The sequence below is a fragment of the Pseudocalidococcus azoricus BACA0444 genome, from assembly GCF_031729055.1.
Taxonomy (GTDB): Bacteria; Cyanobacteriota; Cyanobacteriia; order Thermosynechococcales; family Thermosynechococcaceae; genus Pseudocalidococcus; species Pseudocalidococcus azoricus.
Window position 1 is genome coordinate 259,105 of record NZ_JAVMIP010000003.1, and the last position, 7,138, is coordinate 266,242.

The 7,138-nt window shown below is 47.3% G+C and carries 4 protein-coding genes; 2 read left to right on the top strand and 2 right to left on the bottom strand.

Annotated features, from left to right (window positions below):
- Positions 1 to 614 precede the first annotated feature (614 nt).
- Positions 615 to 1,823 (bottom strand): sodium/glutamate symporter, encoded by a 1,209-nt coding sequence (gltS, locus tag RIF25_RS06030; protein ID WP_322877644.1) that lies wholly within the window; start codon positions 1,821 to 1,823, stop codon positions 615 to 617.
- 104 nt (positions 1,824 to 1,927) lie between these two features.
- Here gltS and RIF25_RS06035 point away from each other — a divergent pair, with 104 nt between their 5' ends.
- Positions 1,928 to 2,725, top strand: a complete 798-nt coding sequence (locus RIF25_RS06035) for a sulfite exporter TauE/SafE family protein (protein WP_322877645.1) — start codon at positions 1,928 to 1,930, stop codon at positions 2,723 to 2,725.
- Here RIF25_RS06035 and RIF25_RS06040 read toward each other — a convergent pair.
- The gene (locus RIF25_RS06040) at positions 2,678 to 3,595 is read right to left on the bottom strand and encodes an alpha/beta fold hydrolase (RefSeq protein ID WP_322877646.1); all 918 of its coding nucleotides are present in this window, start codon (positions 3,593 to 3,595) and stop codon (positions 2,678 to 2,680) included. The genes RIF25_RS06035 and RIF25_RS06040 overlap by 48 nt on opposite strands.
- Positions 3,596 to 4,032: 437 nt before the next feature.
- On the opposite strand from RIF25_RS06040, the gene RIF25_RS06045 reads away from it, so the two are divergent.
- Positions 4,033 to 6,894, top strand: coding sequence for a glycerol-3-phosphate acyltransferase (locus tag RIF25_RS06045; protein ID WP_322877647.1), 2,862 nt, complete (start codon positions 4,033 to 4,035; stop codon positions 6,892 to 6,894).
- Positions 6,895 to 7,138: the final 244 nt, after the last annotated feature.

The window sequence follows — 7,138 nt, forward strand, 5'->3', positions numbered from 1 at the left end:
GATTCACCAGCGGCTTCATAGGCCATGACCCATGATTCGTAGAGCTTTGCTCGCTCGTAGGGGGCTTGAATCCCTTGCTCTACAGCTTCCGCGTAGGTTTTGCCGTGAGTCCACCACTGCTGCCCGATAAAGTCAGGAAACCCAACCAGAACGCGACCATCCTCCTCTGATCACTGAATCACGATTTGATACCTAAGTTTGTTAGTCATTTAGGTGTTTCTCTATTTGACAAATAGCTCCTAATATAGCATTACTCATTTAGAGCAAGACGGGGACAAGTCAGAAAATGCTTGATGGGCAGTCTTTTTAACATTTCTACTCTCTCAGAACAGCCTGCGTAACGTTATATCTCCTTGTCCTGGTAGCGTTTGGCTGCGGCACTGTCTTGACCCGAAACCGTTATTTTCCCTGCATAGCGTGGATGTACCAATTGGTGTAGCTCCCTTTTCCAGGAAGTTCTGCAAATCCTGCCATTGGTAACAACTGTTTTTGTAGATCGGATGGTGTCAGCATTTGCAGGAGCTTTTGTAATAATGCGGACGTTACAAGAACCCAAACGATTAAAACAACAGCTTGCCCATGACCGAAACTATATTGAATTGCTCTTTACTTAGTTAACCCATAAAACTGAGAAATCGTTGAATCGCAAAGGCATTCACAAGATCAATAAAAAACGCCCCGACCAACGGCAAAATAATAAAGGCCTGGGGGGAGGCTCCAAAGCGTTCTGTAACGGCGGTCATGTTGGCAATCGCTGTGGGAGTTGCGCCTAAAGTTAACCCGGAATAGCCCGCTGCAATTACCGCGGCATTGTAATTTTTTCCCATGACTGGAAACACAACAAAAATGGTGTAAACGGTGCTCAAGGCAAATTGCACTAATAGCAATATTGTCACAGGGCCAGCCACTCCCGCCAATGTCCATAACTGTAAACTCATCAAAGACATGGCTAAAAATAAGCCCAGACTCACATCTGCAATCAAGGCTAAGGAGGAGGTTCCAGCCGGCCAGGGTAAACGCTTAAACAGGTAGGGCATCGTATTGGTGAGGATAATTCCCGCCAGCAAACAAGCGACAAACAAAGGGAGTCTCAAACCCAACGCATCCGTAATTCCATTAATTTGAATCCCCAGGCCCACGGTTAAGCCAATCACAAACACGGCATTGAGCATTGTATTGTAGTTAATTTGGACATTCTCTTGATCTTGGCGAATCCCCACCGTTAAGTCCTGATCAAAACAGTCAGCTTGTAAACGATGTCGTTTAATTAAAAATCGAGCCACCGGTCCACCAATGATGCCACCCAAAACCAGGCCAAAGGTCGCACTGGCAATCCCAATCTCAGACGCGTTCACAATCCCATAATCCCGTTGAAAAATTGGTGCCCAAGCAATGGCTGTTCCGTGACCACCACTGAGGGAAACTGAACCAGCTAAAACACCAATAGGTAAATCCACACCGATGATTCTGGCCACGGTAATTCCGGTAATATTTTGTAAGAACAGATAGATTACAGCGGTAATTAAGAGAATGATTAAGGGTTTGCCACCTTTGAGGAGGGTTTGTAATTTGGCTGATAGTCCAATCGTGGTAAAGAAAACCACTAAAAGAATGTCCCGAATGGGGAGATGAAATTCAACTTGGGTTTTTAATAGGCTATAGCAAATCCCAAAAAAAAGTGAAGCAATCAACCCGCCTGAAACCGCATCTGGAATGTTGTATTCGCGTAAGAATCTGACGTGCTTGGTTAAGTATTTTCCAAAGTAGAGCACTAAAATGGCACTAATAATGGTTTGACGAACATCCAGTTGAATTAAGTTCATCGCAGTTAATTGTCCTCAGCGGCTGGGCGGACTAATGATCTGGGCTAAACTATCTAGCTCAAAATGTCACCATACTAGCAAGAGAAGAAAACCGAGGCGAAAAAGTGGAGATTTATTTAATTGTTGGGGGCCTGGTGGCTGGAACCTTAGCGGGGTTGCTGGGGATTGGTGGCGGAGTGATTATGGTGCCCTTATTGGTGTCTTTGGGCTTTCAACCCGTTGTGGCGGTGGGGACGAGTACGGTCGCGATCATCATTACGGCTGTGGCAGGAACGGTACAAAATGCGCGCATGGGCTATTGGCAACTCAATAAAATTCTTAGTTTAGGGATTCCGGCCGCGTTTACTGCTCCCCTGGGTTCTTATTTGGCTGCCCAATTACCCGATAAATGGTTACTGATTGCCTTTGCAATAATGTTATTAGTAAATATTTACCTAATGCAACTGCGAGCTAATCTTAAGGAATCACCAGAAACCAGTTTCAATCAATCTGAGGATCAAGCTACTCCTGTAAACAGCCAAACTAATTTATTACAACGATTTGGGGCTGTAATGTTTATTGGTGGGATTGCGGGATTAATGGCCGGCTTATTTGGCATTGGTGGAGGGGTGATTATGGTGTCTTTACAGGTGCTCTTGTTGGGGGACACGATTAAAGCTGCAATTCAAACCAGCTTGGCGGTGATCATGATTACGGCGGTTTCAGCGGTTATTGCCCATGGGGTTCAAGGGAATGTTGCGGTCATGCCGGGGATTATTCTGGGCCTGGGGGGGGTTTTAGCCACACAATTCAGTACGCGCCTGTTACCCCGCTTACCCAATCAGGTGGTAATCCTATTATTTAATGTATTTATGTTAGTCATGTCTGGGTATATCTATTACCAGGCCCTCAATCTTCCCTAAACAGCGATGAATTAAACCAATCGTGACGGCGGGGACTTCTAACTGCGGGGTAATCCCAACATTGGGCAAGGTAATAAATTCCCGGATGGCCTGGGGATTGAGTTTTGCCAGTTCTTGGCCCAAACTTAGGGATGAAAGTTGCGCCTCACTGCCCCAAATAAAAAATGTTGGTGTTGTTAGCGTCGGTAAGTAATCGGCCAAGTCAAAACAAAGATCACCCCGGACAAAAGCCAGGGCGGCACAATCCGCATTTTCCATTTCCGCCGACCGTAAGTAAGCCTTGACCATTGCGGGACTGATCTGCTCCGGGTTGGCAAATTGCCGTTGGCCCATAAAAGTTTGAATCCCAAATTCGGTGGCAATCCCGAACCGATAGACCACTTGATCCAGGCCTGGGGTGGCAATTAACTGAGCCAGCCATGTGTCGCGAAAATCTTGCCCAAAATCACTGAGACCACTGGGATGAAACAAAATCAGGGCCTGGAGTTTTTCCGGGATGGCAATAGCGGCTCGAATCACCAGGCCTGCGGTTAAGGATGAGGCAATCACCACAATTGGCCCAGTCTCGGCAAAGTGGCTAATCAGGGTTTCCAGCAGTTGTAAGTAATCCAAATCTGTATAGTCACGGCGGGGATGCTCTGAATCTCCCCAACCAATCAAATCAGGGGCAATCACCCGATAGTGGGCGGCAAAGGCGGGATAAACTAGTGACCATTCATAGCTAGAGGAACCACCCCCAAACCCATGCAGGAACAAAAGAGTTGTCAGAGGTGTATTAGCGACCGTGATCTCCGGGCCTCCACGGGCATAGGCGACGCGACCTAAATCTGTTAGCAATGATTGGCGAGAGAATCCGGGTGCGAGTTCCATAGATCAAGCCATGAACTTACTTAAACCTAACAGATTTCATCAGTGTTTTTATCACAATCCTGCGGGGATTTAGTAGAGCTACTTGTAAGAAATACTCTCCTACTTGCTTAAGCTCAATTCAGTGGTTTGCAAAATTGTCATAATTCTAATAACTTAATACCACGTTAATGTCTTCAAAACTGATTTAAAAGTATGATCACAAAAGCTAGTTTTTTAATGGTACATATCAAATTGCTAGATAAATGTTTCAATAAAAAACAGAATCAATGAAATCTAAATTGATGAATAAATTGAAAAAATAAATAAAAATTTAACAAATATTAAATATATAAACTAATACTAGATGATCATTGATAGACTCTTGTTAATTCATCATTCAGCTATTCATCGGAATTGATCACGTTATAATTATCTTCAATTCCATCTTTGATTCTGCTTTGATTACTCAAATTGGATTAGCGATAGTTCTGGGCCTGGGCTGTTCGGTCTTGGGTGGCCTGCCAATAATTAACGGGTTGAGCCTCCTATGCTTGAAACGCCCCTTATCCCAATTGGGTACAGGTAATGTGGGGGTATCGGCAGCCTTTTATCACGGGGGGACTGTTTTCGGGATTTTGGCCGTTTGCTCGGAAGCAGCGAAGGGAATTTTAGCCGTTCTTTGGATGCAAAACTGGTTTCCAGATTTAGCCGTTGGCCCCTGGTTAGCCCTACTCTGCTTGGTGGCGGGACGTTATTGTTGGGGCAATGGGGCCGGGACAACCAATGTGGTTTGGGGAGTCCTATGGTTTGCCCCTGGGGTGGCCTGGTTAACGGTGTTGATTAGTGGCGTGAGCTTTACAATTTTTCGACAACGGCAACAGGGGCGGCTCGTGGCGTTAATTGTTTTCCCAGTCATGGTGGCTTTAATTCGTCGCTCTGTCCCGGAAACATTGGCCGCTGGAGTTTTAGCCTTAACCTTGGGTTGGATTTATGAGGATTTGCCCGATGATTTAGCCTTAAACAAGCACCAGGCCAGGCCGGAGAGTCAAGTCATGTTTCAATTTTTCCAAGGGGATCGCGCCCTATTGAGTTTGGATCAACCCCTGTCTCCCGAAAAAGTCGGTCATAAAGCGGCTACCCTCAGTCAACTGAAACGCTGGGGCTATGCTGTGCCAATGGGTTGGGTATTACCGGCGGGCGATGACCCGGAACCCCTAATTACCAGCCTGAACGTTGATGCTGCCCATCCTTTGGTAGCCCGTTCTTCAGCCGCTGGGGAAGACTCCTTAACCACTGCCATGGCCGGCCAATATGCCAGTTTTTTGGATATTACCAACTCAGAACAACTCACCCAGGCCCTAATTGGCGTGCAACAGTCCTATCACCGAGTTAAGGATGATTCCGCTGCCGCTACCTTAAATGATTCTGGGATGGCCGTCCTTGTCCAAGTCCAAATTCAGGGGGTCTTTTCTGGGGTGGCCTTTAGTCGAGATCCCCTCTGGGGTGGCTTAGATTGTGTGGCAGTGGAAACCTTACCCGGCCCGGCCAGTCGCGTTGTTTCGGGGCAATTTACGCCGGAGTCCTATCGAGTCTTGTTTGATGAACAGGGGCCAATCCCTGACCAATTAAAGATCACGGGAGATGTGCCCGCGGCGGTGATTCTGGAAGTGGCTCGCCTGTGTCGAGAATTAGAAGCTCGCTATCATGGCATTCCTCAGGATCTGGAATGGACCTATGACGGACAAACCATTTGGATTCTCCAGGCCCGGCCGATTACCACCCTATTACCGATTTGGACGCGTAAAATTGCCGCCGAAGTCATTCCTGGCGTAATTCATCCCCTCACTTGGTCAATTAATCGGCCGCTCACCTGTGGGGTCTGGGGAGACATTTTTTCCCTCGTTTTAGGTCAAGCGGCTCAGGGATTAGATTTCCAGGCCACCGCGGATCTCCATTTTGGCCGGGCTTATTTTAATGCCACCCTTTTAGGGACAATTTTTCGCCGCATGGGCCTGCCCCCAGAGAGTTTAGAGTTTCTGACTCGGGGCACAAAAATGAGCCGGCCGCCCTTGAGCACCACCTTGAAAGCCTTACCTGGCCTGGGGAAACTGGGCAAACGAGAATGGCAATTAGAGCGCGATTGGCAACGGGACTCCCAGAAACACCTCCACCCCCTCCTCCAGGAACTCCAAGCGCATCCCATCACTGCCACTGCGGATCCCCTCTGGTTACTCAATCGCATCAAAAAAATCTTGACAGGCCTGGAAATTGCCACCTACTACAACATTATGGCCCCCTTGAGTGCTGCCCTCAGACAAGCCCTCAGTCGCGTCCACCCTGAAACTCTCGATACCAGTACCAGCCCGGAAACTGCATCCTTGAAAGCCTTAACGACAATTGCTCAACAGGTTCAAGAGATTCTGAAGACAGATGTAGCTACGGCCCCAGAAACCCTCAAACAGGCCTTAGAAAAGATTCCTGAAGGAAAAGCCGTTTTAGGAGATTTAGAGAAATTCTTGCAGACCTTTGGCTATATCAGCCCCACAGCTACGGATATTTCTGTGCCGACTTGGCAAGAGACCCCAGACCTAGTGTGGCAGTTGTTAGGCAGTTTAGTGGGCCAGTCAACATTCGCTCATCGGCCTAAATTCAATCAAAAAGCCAAGGCCTGGGTGCAGGCGCGGATCAATCTTAAGGGGGATGTGGCTACAGTCTATGGTCAACTCCTGGCAAATTTACGTTGGACGGTTCTTGGCCTGGAAAACCAATGGCTTAAAAACGGGCAGCTCTTGACCCAGGGGGATATTTTCTTCCTCCAGTTTAATGAGGTGACTACGGCAATTCAAGCTCCCCAAACGATGGATTGGCCAAACTATCAAGAACTCATTGAGAACCGCCGTCGAGAATTTAACGCACTGCAAAATTTAGAACCCATTCCCTATGTTGTTTACGGTCAAAATCCTCAACTACCCATCTCCGTCACCAGGCAGCAGACCTCAACTTGGCAAGGGATTGGAGCCAGTCCGGGTATCGCTCAAGGCAGAGTCCAAATCATTCACAACCCAAGCCAGGCCCTGCGGGTTCCGCCCAATACGATTGTGGTTGTCCCCTACACAGATGCGGGCTGGTTGCCAGTACTGACGGGAGCCGTGGGCATTATTGCTGAAGTGGGTGGCCGTTTATCCCATGGGGCAATTGTAGCCAGAGAGTTAGGCATTCCCGCCATTATGGGTTTGGAGCAAGCCACTCAACATCTAAAAACGGGACAGCAGATTCAGATGAACGGGCAAACAGGCAAGATTACCCTGCTAGAAACCTAACTCAGTCTTAGCTCCCTAAGCCCAAGGCTCAGTCATGATGCAAACTCATCAGCTCTAGATGCTCAAACCCCGAAAACCATTGATCCTCCATTTAAAATATTTTCTGAGACTCTAGCAAGCAGCAATGATTTTTGAGATCGAGTGAATAATTATTTTTTGGCGTAAGATTTTGATGCCAAGCTATAGAAATACCCAACTGCTATAGGACTATTTATAAATGCATTATTTACACATTCATGAATCG

Excerpts from the sequence above, each read along its gene's own strand:
- gltS (WP_322877644.1), bottom strand. The coding sequence starts at position 1,823 with ATGAACTTAATTCAACTGGATGTTCGTCAAACCATTATTAGTGCCATT.
- RIF25_RS06040 (WP_322877646.1), bottom strand. The coding sequence starts at position 3,595 with ATGGAACTCGCACCCGGATTCTCTCGCCAATCATTGCTAACAGATTTA.